The sequence below is a fragment of the Lelliottia wanjuensis genome, assembly GCF_030238365.1.
GTDB classification, from domain to species: domain Bacteria; phylum Pseudomonadota; class Gammaproteobacteria; order Enterobacterales; family Enterobacteriaceae; genus Enterobacter; species Enterobacter wanjuensis.
Genome location: NZ_JASSOT010000001.1, coordinates 86,543 through 108,590 on the forward strand (window position 1 = coordinate 86,543; position 22,048 = coordinate 108,590).

At 56.9% G+C, this 22,048-nt stretch carries 22 protein-coding genes; 14 read left to right on the forward strand and 8 right to left on the reverse strand.

The window, feature by feature from the left end:
- Nucleotides 1-10: 10 nt before the first annotated feature.
- From QQF33_RS00450 to pspF, 8 genes are all read right to left on the reverse strand, one after another.
- Complete coding sequence (locus QQF33_RS00450; RefSeq protein WP_285157175.1) at nt 11-1,012, reverse strand: CMD domain-containing protein; 1,002 nt, start codon at nt 1,010-1,012, stop codon at nt 11-13.
- A 155-nt stretch (nt 1,013-1,167) separates the two neighbouring features.
- Nucleotides 1,168-1,956, reverse strand: a complete 789-nt coding sequence (gene fabI, locus QQF33_RS00455) for an enoyl-ACP reductase FabI (RefSeq protein ID WP_282495306.1) — start codon at nt 1,954-1,956, stop codon at nt 1,168-1,170.
- A 124-nt stretch (nt 1,957-2,080) separates the two neighbouring features.
- Entirely contained in the window at nt 2,081-2,887 is an 807-nt protein-coding gene (gene sapF, locus QQF33_RS00460; protein WP_282495305.1) for a putrescine export ABC transporter ATP-binding protein SapF, read from the reverse strand.
- Nucleotides 2,888-3,880 carry a putrescine export ABC transporter ATP-binding protein SapD gene (gene sapD / locus QQF33_RS00465; RefSeq protein ID WP_095282201.1) on the reverse strand — a complete coding sequence of 331 codons (993 nt, stop codon included), beginning with the start codon at nt 3,878-3,880 and terminating at the stop codon, nt 2,888-2,890.
- A complete protein-coding gene (gene sapC / locus QQF33_RS00470) occupies nt 3,880-4,770 on the reverse strand; it encodes a putrescine export ABC transporter permease SapC (protein ID WP_282495304.1) in 891 nt (296 codons plus the stop codon). The genes sapD and sapC overlap by 1 nt, the downstream gene beginning before the upstream one ends.
- Nucleotides 4,757-5,722: a putrescine export ABC transporter permease SapB gene (gene sapB, locus QQF33_RS00475; protein WP_285146375.1), complete on the reverse strand. Its 966-nt coding sequence runs from the start codon at nt 5,720-5,722 to the stop codon at nt 4,757-4,759. The genes sapC and sapB overlap by 14 nt, the downstream gene beginning before the upstream one ends.
- Complete coding sequence (sapA, locus tag QQF33_RS00480) at nt 5,719-7,359, reverse strand: ABC transporter substrate-binding protein SapA (RefSeq protein ID WP_282495302.1); 1,641 nt, start codon at nt 7,357-7,359, stop codon at nt 5,719-5,721. Before sapA ends, sapB begins: the two co-directional genes overlap by 4 nt.
- A gap of 87 nt (nt 7,360-7,446) precedes the next feature.
- Nucleotides 7,447-8,424, reverse strand: a complete 978-nt coding sequence (pspF, locus tag QQF33_RS00485; RefSeq protein WP_285157176.1) for a phage shock protein operon transcriptional activator — start codon at nt 8,422-8,424, stop codon at nt 7,447-7,449.
- Between the two features lie 166 nt (nt 8,425-8,590).
- On the opposite strand from pspF, the gene pspA reads away from it, so the two are divergent.
- The 14 genes from pspA (at nt 8,591) to QQF33_RS00555 (ending at nt 22,037) form a co-directional block, all read left to right on the forward strand.
- Nucleotides 8,591-9,259 carry a phage shock protein PspA gene (gene pspA, locus QQF33_RS00490; protein WP_285146377.1) on the forward strand — a complete coding sequence of 223 codons (669 nt, stop codon included), beginning with the start codon at nt 8,591-8,593 and terminating at the stop codon, nt 9,257-9,259.
- A gap of 54 nt (nt 9,260-9,313) precedes the next feature.
- Nucleotides 9,314-9,538 (forward strand): envelope stress response membrane protein PspB, encoded by a 225-nt coding sequence (gene pspB / locus QQF33_RS00495; protein WP_095282195.1) that lies wholly within the window; start codon nt 9,314-9,316, stop codon nt 9,536-9,538.
- Complete coding sequence (gene pspC / locus QQF33_RS00500; protein WP_282495299.1) at nt 9,538-9,897, forward strand: envelope stress response membrane protein PspC; 360 nt, start codon at nt 9,538-9,540, stop codon at nt 9,895-9,897. Before pspB ends, pspC begins: the two co-directional genes overlap by 1 nt.
- A gap of 15 nt (nt 9,898-9,912) precedes the next feature.
- Nucleotides 9,913-10,134 carry a phage shock protein PspD gene (pspD, locus tag QQF33_RS00505; RefSeq protein ID WP_100779994.1) on the forward strand — a complete coding sequence of 74 codons (222 nt, stop codon included), beginning with the start codon at nt 9,913-9,915 and terminating at the stop codon, nt 10,132-10,134.
- A 198-nt stretch (nt 10,135-10,332) separates the two neighbouring features.
- Nucleotides 10,333-12,030: a sugar phosphorylase gene (locus tag QQF33_RS00510; RefSeq protein ID WP_285157177.1), complete on the forward strand. Its 1,698-nt coding sequence runs from the start codon at nt 10,333-10,335 to the stop codon at nt 12,028-12,030.
- Between the two features lie 13 nt (nt 12,031-12,043).
- Entirely contained in the window at nt 12,044-13,336 is a 1,293-nt protein-coding gene (locus QQF33_RS00515; RefSeq protein ID WP_285157178.1) for an ABC transporter substrate-binding protein, read from the forward strand.
- 21 nt (nt 13,337-13,357) lie between these two features.
- Nucleotides 13,358-14,239, forward strand: coding sequence for a carbohydrate ABC transporter permease (locus QQF33_RS00520; RefSeq protein WP_285146380.1), 882 nt, complete (start codon nt 13,358-13,360; stop codon nt 14,237-14,239).
- Nucleotides 14,226-15,068 (forward strand): carbohydrate ABC transporter permease, encoded by an 843-nt coding sequence (locus QQF33_RS00525; protein ID WP_285157179.1) that lies wholly within the window; start codon nt 14,226-14,228, stop codon nt 15,066-15,068. The genes QQF33_RS00520 and QQF33_RS00525 overlap by 14 nt, the downstream gene beginning before the upstream one ends.
- 29 nt (nt 15,069-15,097) lie before the next feature.
- On the forward strand, nt 15,098-16,150 hold the full coding sequence (locus tag QQF33_RS00530; RefSeq protein WP_285157180.1) for a zinc-dependent alcohol dehydrogenase: 1,053 nt from the start codon (nt 15,098-15,100) through the stop codon (nt 16,148-16,150).
- Between the two features lie 17 nt (nt 16,151-16,167).
- A complete protein-coding gene (locus QQF33_RS00535) occupies nt 16,168-16,956 on the forward strand; it encodes a sugar phosphate isomerase/epimerase family protein (protein ID WP_285157181.1) in 789 nt (262 codons plus the stop codon).
- An 11-nt stretch (nt 16,957-16,967) separates the two neighbouring features.
- Entirely contained in the window at nt 16,968-18,026 is a 1,059-nt protein-coding gene (locus tag QQF33_RS00540; RefSeq protein ID WP_285157182.1) for a Gfo/Idh/MocA family protein, read from the forward strand.
- A complete protein-coding gene (locus QQF33_RS00545) occupies nt 18,020-20,275 on the forward strand; it encodes a glycoside hydrolase family 65 protein (RefSeq protein WP_285157183.1) in 2,256 nt (751 codons plus the stop codon). The genes QQF33_RS00540 and QQF33_RS00545 overlap by 7 nt, the downstream gene beginning before the upstream one ends.
- Nucleotides 20,268-20,945 (forward strand): beta-phosphoglucomutase, encoded by a 678-nt coding sequence (pgmB, locus tag QQF33_RS00550; protein WP_390888454.1) that lies wholly within the window; start codon nt 20,268-20,270, stop codon nt 20,943-20,945. The genes QQF33_RS00545 and pgmB overlap by 8 nt, the downstream gene beginning before the upstream one ends.
- 9 nt (nt 20,946-20,954) lie before the next feature.
- Nucleotides 20,955-22,037: an ABC transporter ATP-binding protein gene (locus tag QQF33_RS00555; RefSeq protein WP_285157185.1), complete on the forward strand. Its 1,083-nt coding sequence runs from the start codon at nt 20,955-20,957 to the stop codon at nt 22,035-22,037.
- Nucleotides 22,038-22,048: the final 11 nt, after the last annotated feature.

Sequence of the window (22,048 nt, forward strand, 5' to 3'; positions counted from 1 at the left end):
TTGCGTCAGGTTATTCGCCCTTATTTAAGGCAATTTTAAGGCGACTGAGCCAGCCATAAAAAGCCTCCCAGGACAACAGGTTAATCGCTTCAACGGCAGGGATACCTTCATCGATAAGCGGGGTAAACTGCGCCGCGCTGAACCGGTCAGGAGAGCGGGCCAGCAGCTCGGTCGCCCCAGAGACAGACGCATATGTCGCATAGCGGAGATTCGCCTGCTGAATACCACTTGTCAGGATCTCGCCGGTCAGGTCGAGGAGGGTAGATTCGTGACACAGCACCGGCGTCAGGTCGCGCAGCAGAGGCTCGGTCTGCCAGCGCGAGAGGGACTCCAGCTGCGCAGCTGTGGCATAGCGCAGTTCAACGCCCGGGAAGATCGGCTCCCACTCGCTCATATTGATTTCATTGAGGGCCGCATGCGGCGGAATGTGGTGCCCCGGCAGCCAGCGAACGGGATGGCCGAGCAACGCCTGGAATGCGGCCACCACGCGCGCCTGGAAGCCGACAAAACCAATAATCTGATTCATCACAATCATGTCGAACGTCGTCAGGCCGACTTCATCCAGCTGCAGCTGCGCTTTGCGGTCGATAATATCCGGTGAACTGGCCAGCTGGCGGGCGTACTGGGTGATTTGGGCGAGGCGCTGATTACTTTCACGTGAGGAGTCGGGGCCGGGAAGCGGGGCGAGCAGGGCGGCGTAATGGTTACAGAGGCGCTGAACGCCGCACGCCTGCGCCACCGTGAGCGCGGTGCTTAGCCGGTCGTAGGCGCTAAGGGTATGCAGACGATTCACCGGGACTTGCAGCGGAAACAGCAGGTGACACAACGCCCGGGCCGGATTTAGCCAGCTTTCACACGGGGTAACAATCTCTACAGGCAGGGCTAAATCGAGCAAAAAACGATCCTCGACATGCGCGGCCTCGGGAACCAGCGGCAGAACATCATCCGGACAGTGATTTGTCTGGGTTTCGTGATACCAGTGGCCTTTGCCGGAAAAACGGCGTTGTTCCATGTGCGTTCCTTGATCTCAAATGGCGATCAATATCCTGGCGCATGGCTATCAGTGCGAAAAATATTGTTAGGTGATAACAAATAGCGGAACGGAATAACGGAAGGATTTGGCGGGGGGAGAAACTCTCTTCCCGCGAGGGAAGAGAGTCAAACAGCTTATTTGATTTCCAGCTCGTTCATTGCCGCGATGTTGAAACCGCCGTCAACGTGAACCACTTCGCCGGAGATGCCAGCAGAGAGGTCAGAGCACAGGAATGCTGCAGAGTTACCCACGTCTTCGATGGTCACGGTGCGACGAATCGGGGTAACGGCTTCGCAATGCGCCAGCATTTTACGGAAGTCTTTGATACCGGAAGCGGCCAGCGTACGGATTGGGCCAGCAGAGATACCGTTAACACGCACGCCTTCAGGACCCATCGCGTTCGCCATGTAGCGCACGTTAGCTTCCAGAGAAGCTTTCGCCAGACCCATCACGTTGTAGTTAGGGATCGCACGCTCAGCGCCCAGGTAAGACAGGGTCAGCAACGCAGAGCCCGGGTTCAGCATGGTGCGGCAGGATTTAGCCATCGCCACGAAGCTGTAAGAGCTGATGTCGTGAGCGATTTTGAAGCCTTCACGGGTTACCGCGTTCACGTAGTCGCCGTCCAACTGATCGCCCGGTGCGAAACCGATGGAGTGCACGAAGCCGTCGAATTTCGGCCAAACTTTTGCCAGTTCAGCGAACATGCCGTCAATGCTTTCGTCCTGAGCAACGTCACATTCCAGAATGATGCTGGAACCCAGCTGCGCGGCGAACTCTTCAACACGGCCTTTCAGCTTGTCGTTCTGGTAGGTGAACGCCAGCTCAGCGCCTTCGCGGTGCATAGCCTGTGCGATGCCGTAGGCGATGGACAGTTTGCTGGCGACGCCAGTCACCAGAATGCGCTTACCGGAAAGAAAACCCATAGCTTAGATCCTTATATTCATTGTTATGGCGAACGCCCTCTCATTGTGGCGATCGTCGTTAAAACGCGGCGATAATATCACGTGTCGCGTTCAGAGTTAATCCGACCACTTTATAGTAAAGCTGTCATTTATCCTTTCGCCACGCATCTGCCGTCAGCGCCTCACCAAAATGCCCGGCAATTAGCCGTTTGGTCAGGTCGTGCAGCGGGGAGGCCAGCACGTCGGCGGTGCTTCCACGCTCGACCACTTCCCCCTGATGCATCACCAGCACCTGATCGCTGATGTGTTTCATCATCCCGAGATGCTGGGTCACGTAGATATACGAAATGCCCTGTTTCTCCTGCAGCTCCAGCATCAGGTTGATCAGCTGGGAGCGCATCGACATATCCAGCGACGCCAGCGCTTCGTCGGCGATAATCACCTTCGGGCGCAGGATCAGTGCGCGCGCCAGCCCCAGACGCTGCTTCTGGCCGGGGGCGAGCATGTGCGGATAATAGCTGACGTGATCGGGCAGCAGGCCGACCAGGCGCAGCGTTTCGATCACGCGTTTACGCCGCTCTTCCGGCTCCAGATCTGTATTCAGGCGCAGCGGGAAATCCAGAATCTGCGAGATGCGCTGACGCGGGTTAAGCGACGTTGACGGGTCCTGGAAAATCATACGAATGCGCTGGCTGCGGAACGAATAGTCACCAAATGACAGAAAATGGTCGTCAATCAGCACATCGCCCGCCGTCGGCTCGACCATCCCCGCCAGCATCTTCGCCAGCGTGGATTTCCCCGAACCGTTCTCGCCGATAATCGCCAGCGTCTGTTTCTCGCGCAGGGTAAAGCTGAGAGGCTTCACCGCTTCGACGGTCTGGCGATGAAACAGCCCCGTGCGATAGCGGAAGGTCTTACTCAGGTTGCGAACTTCCAGCAACGTTTCGACCATTTACTCTCTCTCCATGTTCAGCGGGAAATGACAGGCGTACAGATGATTTTTCGCGCCGGTCAGACGTGGCGTTTCAATGCATTCGCGCTGGGCGTAAGGGCAACGTGGCCCCAGTCGACAGCCAATCGGCAGCGACTCCAGCAGAGGAATCGCTCCCGGCAGGGTATTCAGGCGGCTTTTATGCGGCATCGCGCTGCCAAAATCGGGGATCGCGCGGATCAGCGCCTGGGTATAGGGATGATGCGGCGTGTTCACCAGCTCTTCGCTGATGGCTGTCTCTACCGTCTGGCCGCAGTACATCACGTCGATCTTATCTGCCCATTTGCTCAGCATCTGCAGGTCATGACTGATCAGCAAAATGGTGGTGTTGTTGTTCTGATTGAGGCGCGACAGCAGGCGGAAAATCTGCGCCTGCGTGGTCGGCTCCATGGCGTTAGTCGGCTCATCGGCGATCAGCAGGCGCGGCTGATTAGCCAGCGCGATGGCGATCATCACCTTCTGGCACTCGCCGTCCGTCAGCTCGTACGGGAAGCTGCGCATCGCATCTTTGTGATCTTTAATGCCGACGCGGTGCAGCAGCTCAATCGCGCGGCGTTTACGCCAGCCGACGCGCTGCCACCAGCGGCCTTTGTAGGTCCAGCCGGGGATGTTCTGCATCAGCTGTTTCCCGACGCGTTCCGACGGGTCGAGACACGACTGCGGCTCCTGGAAGATCATCGACACGTTGTGACCCACCAGCTTGCGGCGCTCGCGCGGCGACAGGCGCAGCAGGTCAATATCGTCGAAACGCATACGGTCGGCGGTGACGCGCCAGTTATCTTTGGCGACGCCGCAGATCGCCTTGGCGATCAGACTTTTACCGGAGCCGGATTCACCCACCAGCCCGCGGATTTCACCTTCGGCCAGCGTAATACTGATGCGATCGACCGCTTTCACCCAGCCTTCGCCGGTCTTAAATTCGATGGTCAGATTGCGGATATCAAGTAACGGCATTATTGCACCCCCGCGTTAATGGCGCGGCGAATCCCGTCGCCCAGCAGGTTGATCAGCAGCACGCTCACCATGATCGCAGCACCGGGCAGCATCACCGTCCACGGCGCAACGTAGATTAGCTCCAGCGCATCGCCGAGCATCGCACCCCATTCAGGCGAAGGCAGCTGCGCGCCGAGATCGAGGAAACCGAGCGCGGCAATATCGAGAATGGCCATCGACAGGGCGCGGGTGATTTCCGTCACCAGCCCCGAGGCGATGTTTGGCATCACCGCGAACCACAAAATATTCAGCGTAGTCGCGCCGTCTAAACGGGCCGCCACCACGTACTCTTTTTCCAGCTCGTCATGCACCATGCTGTAGACCGAACGCACCATGCGCGGGAGCAGCGCCAGCCAGACGGCAAACATCGCATGGGACAGGTGCGGCCCGGCGAACGCGACGACGATAATCGCCAGCAGCAGGGACGGAATCGACAGCAATGTATCGAGAATATGGTTCAGCACCGCCGAGCGCAGGCCGTGGGTGGCACCCGCGAACACGCCCAGCAGCAGGCCAAAGAAGGTCGCGGCAAAAGTCACCACGAACGCGCCGCCGACGGTCGGTGCCGCGCCGCTCAACAGACGGCTCAGGACATCGCGGCCTAAATCATCGGTACCGAGGAAGAACGAAACCTCGCCATAACGCGACCACGACGGGGGCAGCAGCTGATAGCCGAGGAACTGCTGATCGAGCCCATAAGGAGCAAACCAGCCGCCAAAAATACACAGCAGCGCCAGGCCAGCGCAGCCGTACAAACCGATCATCGCCGCGGTGTCGCCGTAGAATTTGCGCCACACGGTACGAACTACGCCGGGCGTGCGCTTTTCCCTGTATACGCTATCGTAAGGCATACGATTCCTTATGTTTCAGCGGGTTGGCCATCGCACCCAAAATGTCAGAAATCACGTTCACGATAATCACCAGCGAGCCGATCACCATCACACCGGCGGAGATCGCCGCGTAGTCCTGCTGACGAATGGCGTTGATCATCCAGCGTCCGAGACCCGGCCAGCTGAACACCATCTCGGTGATCATCGCCAGGGTCAGCATGGTGGAGAATTGCAGCCCGAGGCGCGGGATCACCGGCGGAAGGGCGTTGTGCAGCACGTGACGACGCAAAATCGTCAGGCGCGACAGGCCGCGCGTGGCGGCGGCCTTCACATAGTTCTGGTCAAATACGTCGATGGTGCTGGTGCGCATCAGGCGAATCACTTCCGTGGTCGGCGCAACGGCCAGCGTCAGAACCGGGAGCACCATGTGGCGCAGGGTGCTGATAATCATCTCGTGACGCCAGACGGAATCCGAAAGCCAGGCGTCGATAATCGCGAAACCCGTCACCGTTTTGACGGCGTACAGCAAATCAAAACGCCCGGAGACCGGCAGCCAGCCCAGCGTCAGGGAGAAGAACAGCGTCAGGAGCAGCGCCAGCCAGAACACAGGAATCGAAAAGCCGAGCAGGGCGAGGGCGCTGATCAGCTTATCCTGCCATTTGTTACGCGTGATCCCCGCCAGCATCCCCACCGGAATACCGACCATCAGGGCAAAACCAAAGGCCAGAATGCACAGCTCCATGGTCGCCGGGAACACCTCTTTCAGCTGTTGGGAAATCAACTGACCGTTAATGCTGGAGACACCAAAATCCCAGTGCAGCACGCCGTTGAACCAGAACAGCCACGCGTCCCAGAAGGACGAACCCTGTAGCGGGGCGTGGGGCGTGAAATAGCTCAGGCTAAAGCCGATAAAGGTCAGGAAAAACAGCGTGACGGCCAGCAGGAGCAGGCGCCGCAAGGTAAAAATAATCATGGTTTTTTCACCTCATCCTGTTTCTCACGTGACACGCCTGCGAACGAGGCGTTGCCGAATGGGCTCAGCACCAGGCCTTTAATATCATAGCGATAGGCCTGCAATCGCAGGGAAGAAGCCAGCGGCAGGACCGGCAGTTCGCGGGCCAGAATGTTCTGCGCTTCATCGTACGCTTCAATGCGCGAGGCCAGTTGCTGTGACGACAGCGCCTTTTGCAGCACAGTGTCAAATTCACGGTTACACCAGTGAGCGTAGTTGGTCTGGGAACGAATGGCGGCGCAGCTCAGCAGCGGGCGGAAGAAACTGTCGGGATCGTTACTGTCCGTCGACCAGCCCGAAAGCGTCAGGTCATGATTCATGTCCATCAGACGCGCCTCCTGGAAGCGGCCTTCGACGGGGACGATCACCACTTTCACGCCGACCTGGGCCATATCGGCCTGGATCAGCTCCGCTGTTTTCAACGGACTCGGGTTCCACGCCTGGGAACTGGTCGGGACCCACAGCTGCAGGGTGAGGTTGGTCGCGCCCAGCGCTTTGAGCTGTTCGCGCGCTTTCGCCGGATCGTATTCGGTGATTTTCGCTTCGCTGTCGTACGCCCACGACGCACGCGGCAGAATCGACGCCGCCGTTTCCGCCGTGCCGTAATAGATCGACTGCATCAGGCGCTGGTTATTGATCGCCAGCGCCAGTGCATGACGCACGGCAGGATTGTTGAGCGGCGGTTTGTCGGTATTAAATGCCAGATAGGCGATATTCATGCCGGGGCGCAGGGTCAGACGCAAGCGCGGATCGTCACGCAGAATGGTCAGCTGGCTGGCGGCCGGCCACGCGAGCACGTCGCATTCGCCGGTCAGCAGTTTAGATAATCTGCCGGTCCCGCCGGAGCCCAGATCGACCACCACCTGCGGCATCAGCGGGGTGCCGCGCCAGAAGTGTTCGTGACGTTGTAACCGAATGTACTGCCCGGCACGGTACTCCGCCATCTGGAACGGACCGGTGCCCACCGGCTGGCGGTCAAGCAGCTCCTGATGATCGGCTTTCGTCAGCTTATCGGCGTATTCCGCCGACATGACCGACGCATAGTGGGTCGCAAGATGCCACAGGAACGAGGCATCCGGGCGCGTCAGGCGAAACTCCACCGTCCGGCTGTCGAGCTTGCGCACGTCTTTCACCGTGTCGGCAAACTGCAGGCTGTCGAAATAGGGGAAGTTGCCGCCGTTGACGTTATGCCACGGGTGGTTGCGGTTAAAAATGCGCTGGAAAGTAAACACCACGTCGTCGGCGTTCAGCTTGCGGGTCGGTTTGAACCACGGCGTGGACTGAAACGCCACGTCGTCGCGCAGGTGGAAGCGGTAAGTCGCGCCGTTGTCCAGCACTTCCCAGCTCTCGGCGAGTTCCGGCACCAGGCGATAGGTATAAGGATCAACATCAAGCAGGCGATCGTAAAGCTGTGCGGCGAGGGTGTCGACGATCAGGCCGCTGCCTGCTTTCTGTGGGTTCAGGGTGTCGACTTGCCCGTTCACGCAATAGACAAAACCACTGTCGCGAATATCAGGAAGCGCAGTCTGTTCGGGCGCAGCAAAGACCAGGCGGCTAAACAGACCGAGTGCAATCAGGGACGATAAAACCAGACGCATAATTTTCAGGGTTTTTAGATTCGATCTGCAAAGTGTATCGCACTTACCCCCGATTCGGAAAATGTCTGCGGGTAAGTGCCGATAATGTCAGCGCATTTGATGCTTTTTGAGCAATGCCCTTAATTGATGGTAGGTCAGACCCAGCAGTTCGGCAGCCTGCTTCTGGTTATATTTTGCCTCTTTCAGACTCAGTTCCAGCAACTGCTGTTCCTGTTTGTGCTGGAACTGGCGCAAATCGAGCGGCAGAGAAGGGGTATCGGCGTGCGTCGTCGCTTCCCGTTTTGTCGGTGCGGCGCGATAGAAGGGATCGATAATAATGGTGTCCAGCTCGGTTTCGCTGCTGGCGTGGCGGTACACGGATCGCTCGACCACGTTTTTCAGCTCGCGAATATTGCCCGGCCAGCGGTAGTCCAGCAGCGTTTCCCTGGCGTAGTCGCTAAAACCGGGAAACAGCGGCATGCCCAGCTCGCGGCACATCTGAATGGCGAACTGTTCGGCCAGCAGCATGATATCGCTGCGGCGTTCGCGCAGGGGCGGGAGTTGCACCACGTCAAAGGCCAGACGGTCGAGCAGATCCGCGCGGAATTTCTCCTCCGCCACCATCTCCGGCAGATTGGCATTGGTGGCGCACACCAGACGCACGTTGACCTGTAACGGTTGACTGCCGCCGACGCGCTCCAGCTCGCCGTACTCGATCACCCGGAGCAGCTTTTCCTGCACCAGCATCGGCGCAGTGGCGAGTTCGTCGAGGAACAGCGTCCCGCCGTCGGCGCGCTCGAAACGGCCCGGATGACGTTTTTGCGCGCCGGTAAAGGCGCCCGCTTCATGGCCGAACAGCTCAGTATCCAGCAAGTTTTCGTTCAGCGCCGCGCAGTTCAGCGAGATAAACGGCCCGTCCCATCGCCCGGAAAGATAGTGCAGGCGGTTGGCGATCAGCTCCTTGCCGGTCCCGCGTTCACCAATAATCAGCACCGGCTTGTTGAGCGGGGCGAGGCGGGAAACCTGCTCCAGCACTTCAAGAAAACAGTTCGCTTCGCCCAGTAAATTGTCTTTGTAATCAGCCATGATGAAATTAACCACTCGTTAGCGATATTCACCAGGTGAGAGTAGGTTCTCCGTGGCGTAAAATCAACCACAATCATATAAATCAATAAGATAAAAAACTGGCACGGGATTTGTATTAGCTCATCAGCAGGGCATCGCCCGATAACAGAAATGTGAGGATTGAATTATGGGTATTTTTTCTCGTTTTGCCGACATCGTGAACGCCAACATCAACTCGCTGCTGGAGAAAGCGGAAGACCCGCAGAAGCTGGTGCGTCTGATGATTCAGGAAATGGAAGACACGCTGGTTGAAGTCCGCTCCACCTCTGCCCGTGCGCTGGCTGAAAAGAAACAGCTGTCACGTCGTATCGAGCAGGCCACTGCGCAACAGACAGAGTGGCAGGAAAAAGCCGAACTGGCGCTGCGTAAAGAGAAAGACGATCTGGCCCGTTCGGCGCTGATCGAAAAACAGAAGCTGACCGATATCGTCGCGACGCTGGAGCATGAAATCACGCTGGTGGATGAAACCCTGACCCGCATGAAAAAAGAGATTGCGGAGCTGGAAAACAAACTCAGCGAAACCCGTGCTCGCCAGCAGGCGCTGACCCTGCGCCACCAGGCCGCCAGCTCATCCCGCGACGTTCGCCGTCAGCTGGATAGCGGTAAACTGGATGAAGCGATGGCGCGTTTTGAATCCTTCGAACGCCGCATCGATCATATGGAAGCCGAGGCCGAGAGCCACAGCTTTGGTAAACAGAAAACGCTGGATCAGCAGTTTGCCGATTTGAAAGCGGATGACGAAATCAGCGAGCAGCTTGCGGTGCTGAAAGCCAAAATGAAGCAAGACAACCAATAATAATGAATGCGGCACCGCTGCGTGCCGCAACGCATCGTAAGACAAGGAGACCCTATGAGTGCGCTGTTTCTGGCTATTCCCCTGACCATTTTCGTGCTGTTTGTTCTGCCGATCTGGTTATGGCTGCACTACAGCAACCGTTCTTCCCGCGGTGAACTCTCGCAAAGCGAACAGCAACGTCTGTTGCAGCTCACCGATGACGCGAAAAAAATGCGCGAACGCATCCAGTCGCTGGAAGCGATTCTGGACGCGGAACATCCGAACTGGAGGGACAATTAATGGGCGGACTGAATCTGAATAAAAAGCTGTGGCGTATTCCCCAGCAGGGGATGGTGCGCGGTGTCTGTGCCGGTCTGGCGCACTATCTCGACGTACCCGTCAAGCTGGTGCGGGTTGTCACCGTATTGTCCATTTTCTTCGGACTGGCGTTCATTACCCTTGTCGCGTACATCGTCTTATCCTTTGTACTCGACCCGATGCCGGACAGCGCCTGGTCATCGGAAGACGCACCGACCAGCAGCGACTTGCTCGACGCGGTCGATGCCGAACTGGCTTCCGGCGAGAAGCGTTTGCGCGAAATGGAACGTTACGTCACCTCCGACACGTTCACGCTGCGCAGCCGTTTTCGTCAGCTTTAACTGAGAGAATAAAATATGAATCGTAACTGGCAGCAGGCCGGTCAGAAAATGAAACCGGGCCTCAAAATCGCAGGCAAATTCGTTTTACTGACCGCGCTACGTTATGGCCCGGCAGGCGTCGCGGGTTGGGCGGTGAAATCTGTTGCCCGTAAACCGATCAGAATGTTGCTGGCCGTGGCACTGGAGCCACTGCTGAAGAAAGTCGCAGGCCGTTTTTCCCGCCGTTATTTTTCCTGATTGCCCTCATTCGTTGCCTTCTCTTGAGACGAGAGAGGGCAACAGCCCCTCTCTGAATACCACTTTCACCGTTTCATCCTTTCTTTGCGGCAGCTCACATTAATGAGCAGAGTCGCTTTTTATTTGCGCTTTTCTCCCCTGAGGTTCGTTGACAGAAATTTTTAGGGGGAGTAGATTGCCTTTCGTGGGACCGCTACCATGGAAATCAATGTGAACGATAAAATAACGAATTTAATTAATCTTGTTTATGGGGAATCTTTTTCTGATAAGGATTTAAAGGTTCTTTTAGAAAAGATTGAACACGCGAAAGGGATTATTAGTCACCAGCGTAAAAAGAACTGGGATGAAAAGGATGTGGTATTAATTACCTACGCCGATCAGTTTCAGAAAAGTCACCAGAAAGCGTTGCCGGTTTTTACGCGGTTTTATAATCGCTGGCTGGCGAACTCATTTTCCCATGTTCATCTGTTACCTTTTTACCCCTGGTCTTCCGACGACGGTTTTTCTGTGATTGATTATCATCGCGTCGCGCCTGAAACAGGCGAGTGGGGCGATGTTGCAGAATTAAAACAGTCCACAAACCTGATGTTTGATTTTGTCTGCAACCATATGTCGGCAAAAAGTGAATGGTTCCAGCGCTATTTGAATCAGGAACCTGGCTTTGAAGATTTCTTTATTGCGATCGACCCTGAAACAGATTTATCTGCCGTCACCCGTCCGCGGGCGCTGCCGCTGTTAACGCCGTTCACCCTGGCAGATGGCACCGTGCGCCACCTGTGGACCACCTTCAGCGATGACCAGATCGATCTGAACTTCGCCAGCCCGCAGGTCTTGATCGCCATGGTCGATGTGCTGCTGCACTATCTGGCGGAAGGGGCCGATTATATCCGCCTCGATGCGGTCGGGTTTATGTGGAAAGTTCCAGGAACCACCTGTATCCATCTGGAACAAACTCACCGTCTGATTCAGCTGTTCCGCGCGATCACCGAGGCGGTGGCACCCGGCACGGTCATCATCACCGAAACCAATGTCCCGCACAAAGACAACATCTCTTACTTTGGCGATGGCACCAATGAAGCGCAGATGGTGTATCAGTTCTCGCTCCCTCCGCTGGTGCTGCACAGCGTGCACAGCCAAAACGTTGAAGCCCTGTGCCAGTGGGCGCAACAGCTGACTCTGCCTTCCGAGAAAACCACCTGGTTTAACTTCCTTGCATCCCACGACGGCATTGGTCTCAATCCGGTGCGCGGTATTATTCCTGAGAGCGATATTCTGGCGCTGGTTGAAAAGCTGCAGCACGAAGGCGCGCTGGTGAACTGGAAAAATAACCCGGACGGTACGCGCAGCCCTTATGAAATCAATGTCACGTATCTGGATGCGTTAAGCAGCCAAAGCAGTACCGATAGCGAACGCCTCGCGAGATTCTTGTTGGCCCACGCGGTGTTATTAAGTTTTCCGGGCGTGCCCGCAATTTATATTCAAAGCATTATTGGCTCGCGTAATGATTATGATAACGTCGAACGTCTGGGATATAACCGTGCGATTAACCGGCGGAAATATCAGGAAGGGGAAATGGATGCCCAGCTTGAAGATAATAAAACCCTGAGACATAACAGTTATCAGGCGCTGACAAAAATGATTGCTATTCGTCGTCAGCAAAAAGCGTTTCACCCTGACAGTCAGGCATTTTATGACGCAGTGAATCAGCATGTTCTTAGAATCATTCGCGTCGCCGGGAACGGTGAGCGAATAACGGCGCTATTTAATTTCCAGGAACATGCTCAAACTATTTTCCTGGAAATTCAGTCTGGGACGGAATTGCTCACGGGAACCCCTGTTAGCGGAAATTCTGTGACGCTCAATCCGTGGCAGGTGATGTGGATTAAAGAAATCTAAAAGGACGATAAAAATGAAGATACCCAAAATTGTGCTGATATCAGCACTGGTTTCGTGCGCCCTGTTGTCAGGCTGTCGGGATGACAATAATCAGGTCGTGACCATTGAGTTCATGCACTCGTCGGTGGAGCAGGAGCGCCAGGCGGTGATCACGCAGCTCATTGAACGCTTCGAGAAAGACAACCCGTCCATCAAGGTGAAACAGGTGCCGGTGGAAGAGGACGCCTACAACACCAAAGTGATCACCCTGGCCCGTACCGGTGCGCTGCCAGAGGTCATCGAAGTCAGCCACGATTACGCCAAAGTGATGGACAAAGAGCAGCTTCTCGATCGCGATGCCATCAGCGCCGCGATTGGCGCGGTCGGTGAAAACACCTTCTACGACGGCATTCTGCGCGTGGTGCGCACGGAAGATGGCAAGGCGTGGACGGGCGTTCCGGTCAGCGCGTGGCTCTCCGGCGTCTGGTATCACAAATCTGCGCTGGCGGCGGCAGGTATCCAGGAGCCGACGACCTGGGAACAGCTGCTGAAAGCCAGCCAGAGCCTGAACCATCCGGAGAAAAAACAGTACGGCATCGCCTTGCCCACGGCGGAAAGCGTGATGACCGAACAGGCGTTTTCGCAGTTTGCCCTGTCAGGCGGTGCCAACGTCTTTAATGCGAAGGGCGAAGTTGACATTAACACCCCTGAGATGGCGAAGGCGCTGGCGTTCTATCGCGATCTGGCAGCGACGACGATGCCTGGCTCAAACGACGTGATGGAAATCAAAGACGCCTTTATGAACGGCTCCGCGCCGATGGCGATCTACTCCACCTACATTCTTCCTGCGGTGTTTAAAGACGGTCATCCTGCCGATCTCGGCTTTGTCGTGCCGACGGAAAAAACCGCGGCGGTTTACGGGATGATCACCTCGCTGACCATCACCAACGGGCAAACCGAACAGGAGACCAAAGCGGCAGAGACCTTTGTCACCTGGATGGAGAAGGCACAAAACGCGGCCGACTGGGTAATGATGTCGCCGGGGGCGGCGCTGCCGGTGAACAAACTGGTGGTGGGCACGGACTCCTGGAAAAACAACAACGTCATTCAGGCCTTTGGTCAGCTGCCTTATGAGCTGATCGCCCAGTTCCCGAACGTGCAGGTCTTTGGTGCCGTGGGGGATAAAAACTTCACCCGCATGGGCGACGTGACGGGGTCGGGGGTGATCAGTTCGATGGTGCATAACGTAACGGTCGGTAAAAAAGATCTCAACACCACCTTAAGTGACAGCCAGAAACGTCTGGCCGATCTGATCTCGCAACGATAGGGGCGCTCTGCGAAAGGAATTATGAAGAGGTTGTTTTCTGGTCGTTCCGATCTGCCTTTCGCCATGCTGCTGTTGGCCCCCAGCCTGATTTTGCTGGGGGGCCTGGTGGCCTGGCCGATGATTTCGAATATTGAGATCAGCTTTTTACGCTTGCCGCTGAATCCGCGCATCAGCGCCACGTTTGTCGGTCTGGATAATTACATCCGCATTCTGGGCGATACCGCGTTCTGGCACTCCCTGTGGATGACCTTCTGGTACACGGCGCTGGTGGTGATCGGCAGCACGGGCCTGGGGCTGGCGGTGGCAGTCTTCTTTAACCGCGAGTTTCGCCTGCGCAAGACAGCACGATCGCTGGTGATCCTCTCGTACGTCACGCCGTCGATCTCGCTGGTCTTCGCCTGGAAGTACATGTTCAACAACGGCTACGGCATCGTGAATTATCTGGGCGTGGATTTACTGCACCTCTACGACCAGGCTCCGCTGTGGTTTGACAACCCCGGCAGCAGCTTTGTGCTGGTGGTGCTGTTCGCCATCTGGCGCTACTTCCCGTATGCGTTTATCTCGTTCCTGGCGATTTTGCAGACCATCGATAAATCCCTGTACGAGGCGGCAGAGATGGACGGCGCGAACGGCTGGCAGCGTTTTCGCATCGTCACGCTTCCCGCGATCATGCCGGTGCTGGCGACGGTGATCACCCTGCGCACCATCTGGATGTTCTACATGTTCGCGGACGTTTATCTCCTCACCACCAAGGTCGATATTCTCGGCGTCTACCTCTACAAAACGGCCTTTGCCTTTAACGACCTGGGGAAAGCGGCGGCCATTTCGGTGGTGCTGTTTGTGATTATTTTCGCCGTCATTCTGCTGACCAGAAAAAGGGTAAACCTCAATGGCAACAAATAAACGCACCCTCAGTCGTATCGGTTTTTATGTCGGACTGGCGCTGTTTCTGATAGTCACGCTGTTTCCGTTTTTCGTGATGCTGATGACCTCGTTCAAAAGTGCGAAAGAGGCGATCTCGCTGCACCCGACAATCCTGCCGCAGGCGTGGACGGTGCAGCACTACGTCGACATCTTTAACCCGCTGATCTTCCCGTTTGTGAACTACTTCAGGAACAGCCTGGTGGTGTCATTAAGTTCCTCGGTGATCGCCGTGTTCCTGGGCACGCTCGGCGCCTACGCGCTCTCAAAGCTGCGCTTTAAAGGGCGCGCCACCATCAATGCCAGCTTTTACAGCGTCTATATGTTCTCGGGCATTTTGCTGGTGGTACCGCTGTTCAAAATCATCACGGCGCTTGGCATTTACGACACCGAACTGGCGCTGATTATCACCATGGTGACCCAGACGCTGCCGACCGCGGTGTTCATGCTCCGCAGCTATTTCGACACCATCCCGGACGAAATCGAAGAAGCGGCGATGATGGATGGGCTCAACCGTCTGCAGATCATCTTCCGCATCACCGTGCCGCTGGCAATTTCCGGCCTGGTTTCGGTGTTCGTCTACTGCTTCATGGTGGCCTGGAACGACTATCTGTTTGCGTCGATTTTCCTCTCCAGCGCCAGCAACTTCACCTTACCTGTCGGGCTGAACACGCTGTTCAGTACGCCGGACTATATCTGGGGTCGCATGATGGCGGCATCGCTGGTGACGGCACTGCCGGTGGTAGTCATGTATGCGCTTTCTGAACGTTTCATTAAAAGTGGTTTAACCGCCGGTGGCGTTAAGGGCTAAGGCGGCCAGTTTTTAACAAGGAGTCAGGCATGAAAAAGTTAGTTGCGACAGCGCCGCGTGTGGCCGCGCTGGTCCAGTATGAAGACCGCCCGGTGGCGGCCAACGAAGTCAAAATTCGCTCACGTTTTGGTGCACCAAAACACGGAACCGAAGTGGTGGATTTCCGGGCGGCAAGCCCGTTTATCGACGAAGAGTTCAATAGCGAGTGGCAGATGTTCACCCCGCGCGAGGAGGGTACGGCTCGCGGGATTGAGTTCGGTAAATTCCAGCTCGGCAACATGATCGTCGGCGACATCGTGGAGTGCGGCGCGGACGTCAGCGAGTATCAGATCGGAGATTCCGTCTGCTGCTACGGCCCGCTGCAGGAGACGGTGATCGTCAACGCCGTTAATAACTATAAGCTGCGCAAAATGCCGCAGGGCGCGTCATGGAAAAACGCCGTCTGCTATGACCCGGCGCAGTTCGCCATGAGCGGCGTGCGCGATGCCAACGTACGCGTCGGTGATTTCGTCGTGGTCGTCGGGTTAGGCGCGATTGGCCAGATTGCGATTCAACTGGCGAAAAAGGCGGGGGCATCCATTGTGATTGGCGTCGATCCTATCGAACACCGCTGCGACATTGCCCGTCGCCACGGCGCAGATTTCTGCCTCAACCCGATCGGGACTGACGTGGGGCTGGAGATTAAACAGCTCACCGGCAAGCAGGGCGCGGACATCATCATCGAAACCAGCGGTTTTGCCGACGCGCTGCAATCCGCCCTGCGCGGGCTGGCGTACGGCGGCACCATCTCCTACGTCGCATTCGCCAAACCTTTCGCCGAAGGGTTCAACCTCGGCCGCGAAGCGCATTTCAACAATGCGAAGATCGTCTTTTCGCGCGCCTGCAGCGAGCCGAACCCGGACTACCCACGCTGGAGCCGCAAGCGCATCGAAGAGACCTGCTGGGAACTGCTGATGAATGGCTATCTCAACTGCGAGGATCTGATCGATCCGGTGGTGAGCTTCGAAACCAGTGCCGAAAGCTATATGACCTACGTCGATAAGCATCCGGAGCTGAGCATCAAAATGGGCGTCACTTTTTAAGCTAAGGAGAGCAAACAATGAAAATTGCAACGCAGAACCAGGCCTTTTTCCCGGCCAATATTCTTGAAAAATTCCAGTACATCAAAGCGATGGGTTTTGACGGCTATGAAATCGACGGCAAGCTGCTGGTAGACAATCTGGCGGAAGTCAAAGCCGCCATCAAGGCCACCGGTCTGCCGGTGACCACCGCCTGCGGCGGCTACGACGGCTGGATCGGTGATTTTATCGAAGAGCGTCGTCTGAATGGTTTACAGCAGATCGAACGCATTCTTGAGGCCTTAAGTGAAGTGGGCGGGAAGGGCATTATCGTCCCAGCGGCCTGGGGTATGTTCACCTTCCGTCTGCCGCCGATGACCTCTCCGCGCAGCCTGGCGGGCGATCGCAAAGCGGTGAGCGCATCCCTGCGCTGGCTCGACGAGGTGGCGGCGCGCACCGGAACCACCGTCTACCTTGAGCCGCTGAATCGCTATCAGGATCACATGATCAACACTCTGGCGGACGCGCGTCGCTACATCGAAGAGAACGATCTTAAGCACGTGCAGATCATCGGCGATTTCTACCATATGAATATCGAAGAAGACTCACTGACTGAAGCGCTGCACGCCAACCGCGACAGACTGGGCCACGTCCATATCGCCGATAACCATCGCTATCAGCCGGGCAGCGGATCGCTGGATTTCGCCGCGCTCTTTGATCAGCTCCGCGCCGATGATTATCAGGGCTACGTGGTGTATGAGTGCCGTGTACGCGCCGAAGACCCGGCCAAAGCCTATCAGGCTTCACTCAACTATTTACGCGATTGCTAAGGATGACGAGCGTGATGAGTGCTTCAACACCTTTGCCTCTGCGCGTCGCCATTATTGGCGCCGGGCAGGTAGCAGACAAAGTGCATGCCTCGTACTACGCCACGCGAACCGATCTGCAGATGGTGGCTGTCATGGACAGCCGCCTGGATCAGGCGCAGGCGTTCGCTGAACGCCATGCCATCGCCGGGGCGTATCAGGACTTAAGGCTGATGTTGCAGGAGGCTAAACCCGACATCGTGAGCGTCTGCTCGCCAAACCGTTTTCACTTTGAACATGTGATGGCGGCGCTGGCGGCGGGTTGCCACGTAATGTGCGAAAAGCCGCCTGCGATGACGCCAGAACAGGCAGACCAGATGCGTCTGGCGGCACGAAAAGCCGGAAAAGTGCTGGCCTACGATTTTCACCATCGTTTTGCGCTGGACGCCCAACTGCTGCGCGAAGCGGTGCTGGACGGCACCTTTGGCGAGATCTATGTCACCCGCGCGCAGGCCTTGCGCCGCTGCGGCGTGCCGGGCTGGGGCGCCTTCACTAACAAGTCGCTGCAGGGCGGCGGACCGCTGATCGATATCGGTATTCATATGCTGGACGTGGCGATGTACGTGCTCGGCTTTCCGGCGGTAAAACGCGTCACGGCACACAGTTTTCAGAAGCTCGGCACCACGAAACATCACGGCCAGTTTGGCGAATGGGACCCGAAAAGCTACACCGTCGAAGATGCGCTTTTCGGCACTATTGAGTTTTGCAACGGCGGGATTTTGCGCCTCGATACCTCGTTTGCGCTCAACATCCGCGAGCAGTCGATCATGAACGTCTCATTTTGCGGTGAAAAAGCCGGTGCGACGCTGTTCCCGGCGCATATCTATGACGACGTGGGCGGCGAACTACAGACGATTTTAAGCCGGGACGAAGCGGACGATCAGCGCCATCTGCGCAGCATGGATGCCTTTGTGCGCCACGTAATGGGCGAGCCGGTGATGATTGCCGACGCCGAGCAGGGGCTGGTTGTCCAGCAGCTGGTGGCCGCGCTGTATCAATCGGCGGAAACACGGGAGAGCGTGGAATTATGCTGACCCTTTCTCGTCTTTCCGACCCGGCGTTCAGCCCGCACAGTCTGAACAAATTTGCCTCCACTATGGCGTGTGGCAATGGCTATATGGGGATCCGCGCCTGCCACGAGGAAGACTACACGCAGCAAACGCGCGGGATGTATCTGGCTGGCGTTTATCATCGTGCCGGGCGCGATGAAACCAACGAACTCGTCAATCTTCCCGACGTGATCGGCATTGCGCTCCAGCTCGACGGCGAGCCTTTTACCCTGCTGGCGGGGGAGATCCTCTCATGGCAGCGCGAGCTAGATTTTGCCTGTGGTGAGCTGGAGCGCCGTATGGTCTGGCGTTCAACCACCGGAAAACGCTTTCAGATCGACAGCCGCCGCTTTGTCTCGCTGGATCAACTCCCGTTAGCCGCGCTGCAATTTTCCGTCACGCCGCTGGATGATGCGGCACATATCAGCCTCTCAACGGGGATTGACGCGACGCAAACCAACAGCGGGCGCCAGCATCTGGACGAAACCTCAGTTCAGGTGTTCGATCAGCATTATCTGCAAGGGGTGTACGACACCCAGGATCGCGCGACAGAAGTAGTGATTTCGGCGAGCTGTCGGCTGAATGTGGCAAGTGAAAACTGCTTCACCGCCAAAAACCGGCGTCTGAATTGCCACCACGCCCTGATGGCGCAAAAAGGCGAGACGGTGACGCTGGAGAAAATCGTCTGGGTCACGCATCGCAGCGATAAAACCCTCGCGTCTGCTGACTTTGCGAAAAACGCGATGTGCGAGCTAAAACGCTGCGCGGCCCAGAGCTACGATGCGCTGCGGGCGCAGACGGCGCTGGCCTGGCAAAATATCTGGCAAACCTGCCGCGTGGAGGTCTGCTCTGACGATCCTCAGGATCAGCGGGCGCTGGATTACGCCGTCTGGCAGCTGACGGCCATGACGCCCGCGCACGACGAACGCTGCAGCATCGCCGCGAAAGGGCTAACCGGTGAAGGTTATAAAGGCCATGTATTCTGGGACACGGAAATCTTCCTCCTGCCGTTCCACCTGTTTACTCATCCACAAACGGCCCGAAGCCTGCTGCGTTATCGCTGGCTGAACCTGGCCGGGGCGCGTGAGAAAGCCCGGCGTAACGGCTGGTCCGGCGCGCTATTCCCCTGGGAGAGTGCCGCGACAGGGCAGGAGGAAACCCCTGAGTTTGCGGCTATTAATATCCGCACCGGCGTGCGGCAGAAAGTGGCCTCGGCGCTGGCCGAGCATCATATCGTGGCCGATATCGCCTGGGCCGTGGTGGCCTACTGGCATGCGACGCACGACCGCGAATTCATGCGCCATGAAGGGCTGACGCTGCTGATGGAAACCGCATCGTTCTGGATTTCACGGGCGACTAACGTCAATGGCCGACTGGAAATCCATGACGTTATCGGCCCGGATGAATACACCGAGCACGTGAATAACAACGCCTTCACCAATTTTATGGCCTGGCAAAACGTGCATGACGCACTGGAATTTATGCAGCAGTTTGAGCGCCGCGATAACGCCTTTGTGCAGGCGGCTCAGGATTTCCTGGCGCGGCTGTGGCTACCGTCCCCAGACGAACGGGGCGTGATCCCGCAGGATGACACCTTTATGGCGAAGCCGGCCATCGATCTTAGCGGCTACAAAGCGAAAGCCGGTAAGCAAACCATTCTGCTCGACTACTCGCGCGCAGAGGTGAATGAGATGCAGATCCTCAAGCAGGCGGACGTGGTGATGCTTAACTATCTGCTGCCGGAGAGGTTTGACCGCGAGCAGTGTGCGGCGAACCTGGCGTTTTATGAACCGCGCACCATCCATGACTCCTCTCTGAGCCAGGCGATCCACGGCATCGTCGCTGCCCGTTGCGGTGATACTGCACAAGCGTATCAGTTCTGGCGCGCAGGCGCGGCTATCGATCTGGGGGAGGATCCGCACAGCTGTGACGACGGGATCCACGCCGCCGCAACAGGGGCAATCTGGTCGGGCGCGGTTCAGGGTTTTGCCGGGATGCAGGTTATCGACGGCGAGTTGCATCTGGCACCGAAGCTGCCTGAGCACTGGCAGCACCTGCGATTCTCCCTTAAATGGCGTGAGGCGCGGCTTGATATTTTCGTGGAAGGCGCGACTGTGAAGATCGACTCCACCGCGCCAGTGACGCTGACGCTGTGGGGGGAAAATCTTCATCTTGCCGGTTCAGATTTACCTTTTGTTGGGACCGCTACCACGGAGGGCCGCCGTGATGCTTAAAGCCATCATTTTCGATCTGGATGGGGTGATCACCGATACCGCGCATCTGCATTTTCTCGCGTGGCAGCACGTCGCCGCGCAGATCGGTATTCACATCGATGAGGAGTTCAACGCCGGGCTGAAGGGGATTAGCCGGATGGACTCCCTGGCGCGCATCTTGCGCCACGGCGGCAAGGAAAAGGCCTACAGCCAGGCGGAATGCGTACAACTGGCGCAGGCCAAAAATACGCTCTACATCGAGTCGCTTAAAGGACTCACCCGCGATTCACTCCTGCCAGGGATTGCTCAGGTGCTGGCAGACATTCGTGAAGCGAACGTGCGCATCGGGCTGGCGTCGGTCTCCCTCAACGCGCCTGCAATCCTTAAAGCGCTGGAGATCGACCGTGCTTTTGATTTCTGCGCCGACGCCTCGCGTATTCAGCATTCAAAACCGCATCCGGAAATCTTTCTCGCGGCCTGCGCAGGCTTAGACGTCAGCCCAGAGCAGGCGATAGGCATTGAGGATGCGCAGGCAGGGGTTGCGGCGATCAACGCGGCGGGGATGTTATCAGTCGGAATTGGTGACGATTTATTCGACGCCGGTTTATGGCTTTCGTCCACGGATGAACTGACCTGGCACTGTTTAACCGACTTCTGGCACGCCGCGCGCGGCCCGAACCGGCATCAATAAGGGGGCAAAATGGCTCAACTATCTCTGACACATATTCAAAAAGTCTACGACAACCAGGTCCACGTGGTGAAGGATTTTAGCCTCGAAATTGAGGATAAAGAGTTTATCGTTTTTGTGGGACCGTCAGGCTGCGGCAAATCCACGACCCTGCGCATGATTGCCGGGCTGGAGGAGATCAGCGCCGGGGATCTGGTGATCGACGGCGTGCGGATGAACGATGTTCCGGCCAAATCGCGCGACATCGCAATGGTATTCCAGAACTACGCGCTCTATCCGCATATGACCGTTTACGACAACATGGCCTTTGGCCTCAAAATGCAAAAGATTGCCCCGGCGGTGATTGAGGAGAGGGTCAGCTGGGCGGCGCAAATCCTGGGACTGCGGGATTACTTAAAGCGTAAACCGGGCGCGCTGTCCGGCGGGCAGCGCCAGCGCGTGGCGCTTGGGCGAGCGATCGTGCGTGAGGCGGGTGTGTTCCTGATGGATGAGCCGCTCTCCAACCTTGATGCCAAACTGCGTGTGCAGATGCGCGCGGAAATCAGCAAGCTGCATCAGAAGCTGAACACCACCATGATCTACGTGACGCACGATCAAACGGAAGCCATGACCATGGCGACGCGGATTGTGATCCTCAAAGACGGGTTTATTCAGCAGGTGGGGGCACCGAAGCAGGTCTATAACGAACCGGCCAATATGTTTGTCGCCGGGTTTATTGGCTCTCCGGCCATGAACTTTATTCGCGGTGCCATTGATGGCCGTTATTTCGTCACCGAAACCCTGCGCCTGGAAATCCCGGAAGAGAAACTCGCGGCCCTGAATGCGAAGGGCTATCAGCGTAAGGCAGTGGTCTTTGGCATCAGGCCGGAAGATATCCTGACCTCTCCTGGAATACCGTCTGAAATCAACGCCAAAGTCAGTGTCGCAGAGCTTACCGGGGCGGAATTTATGCTGTACGCCGCTGTCGGTGGGCATGAATTAGTGCTGCGCGCAGGGGCAGTGAATGACTATCGCGCCGGGGATAATCTGGCGATTCAGTTTGAAATGGATAAATCTCACTTCTTCGACGCTGATAGCGAAATAGCGATTAGATAAAAAGTTCGTTG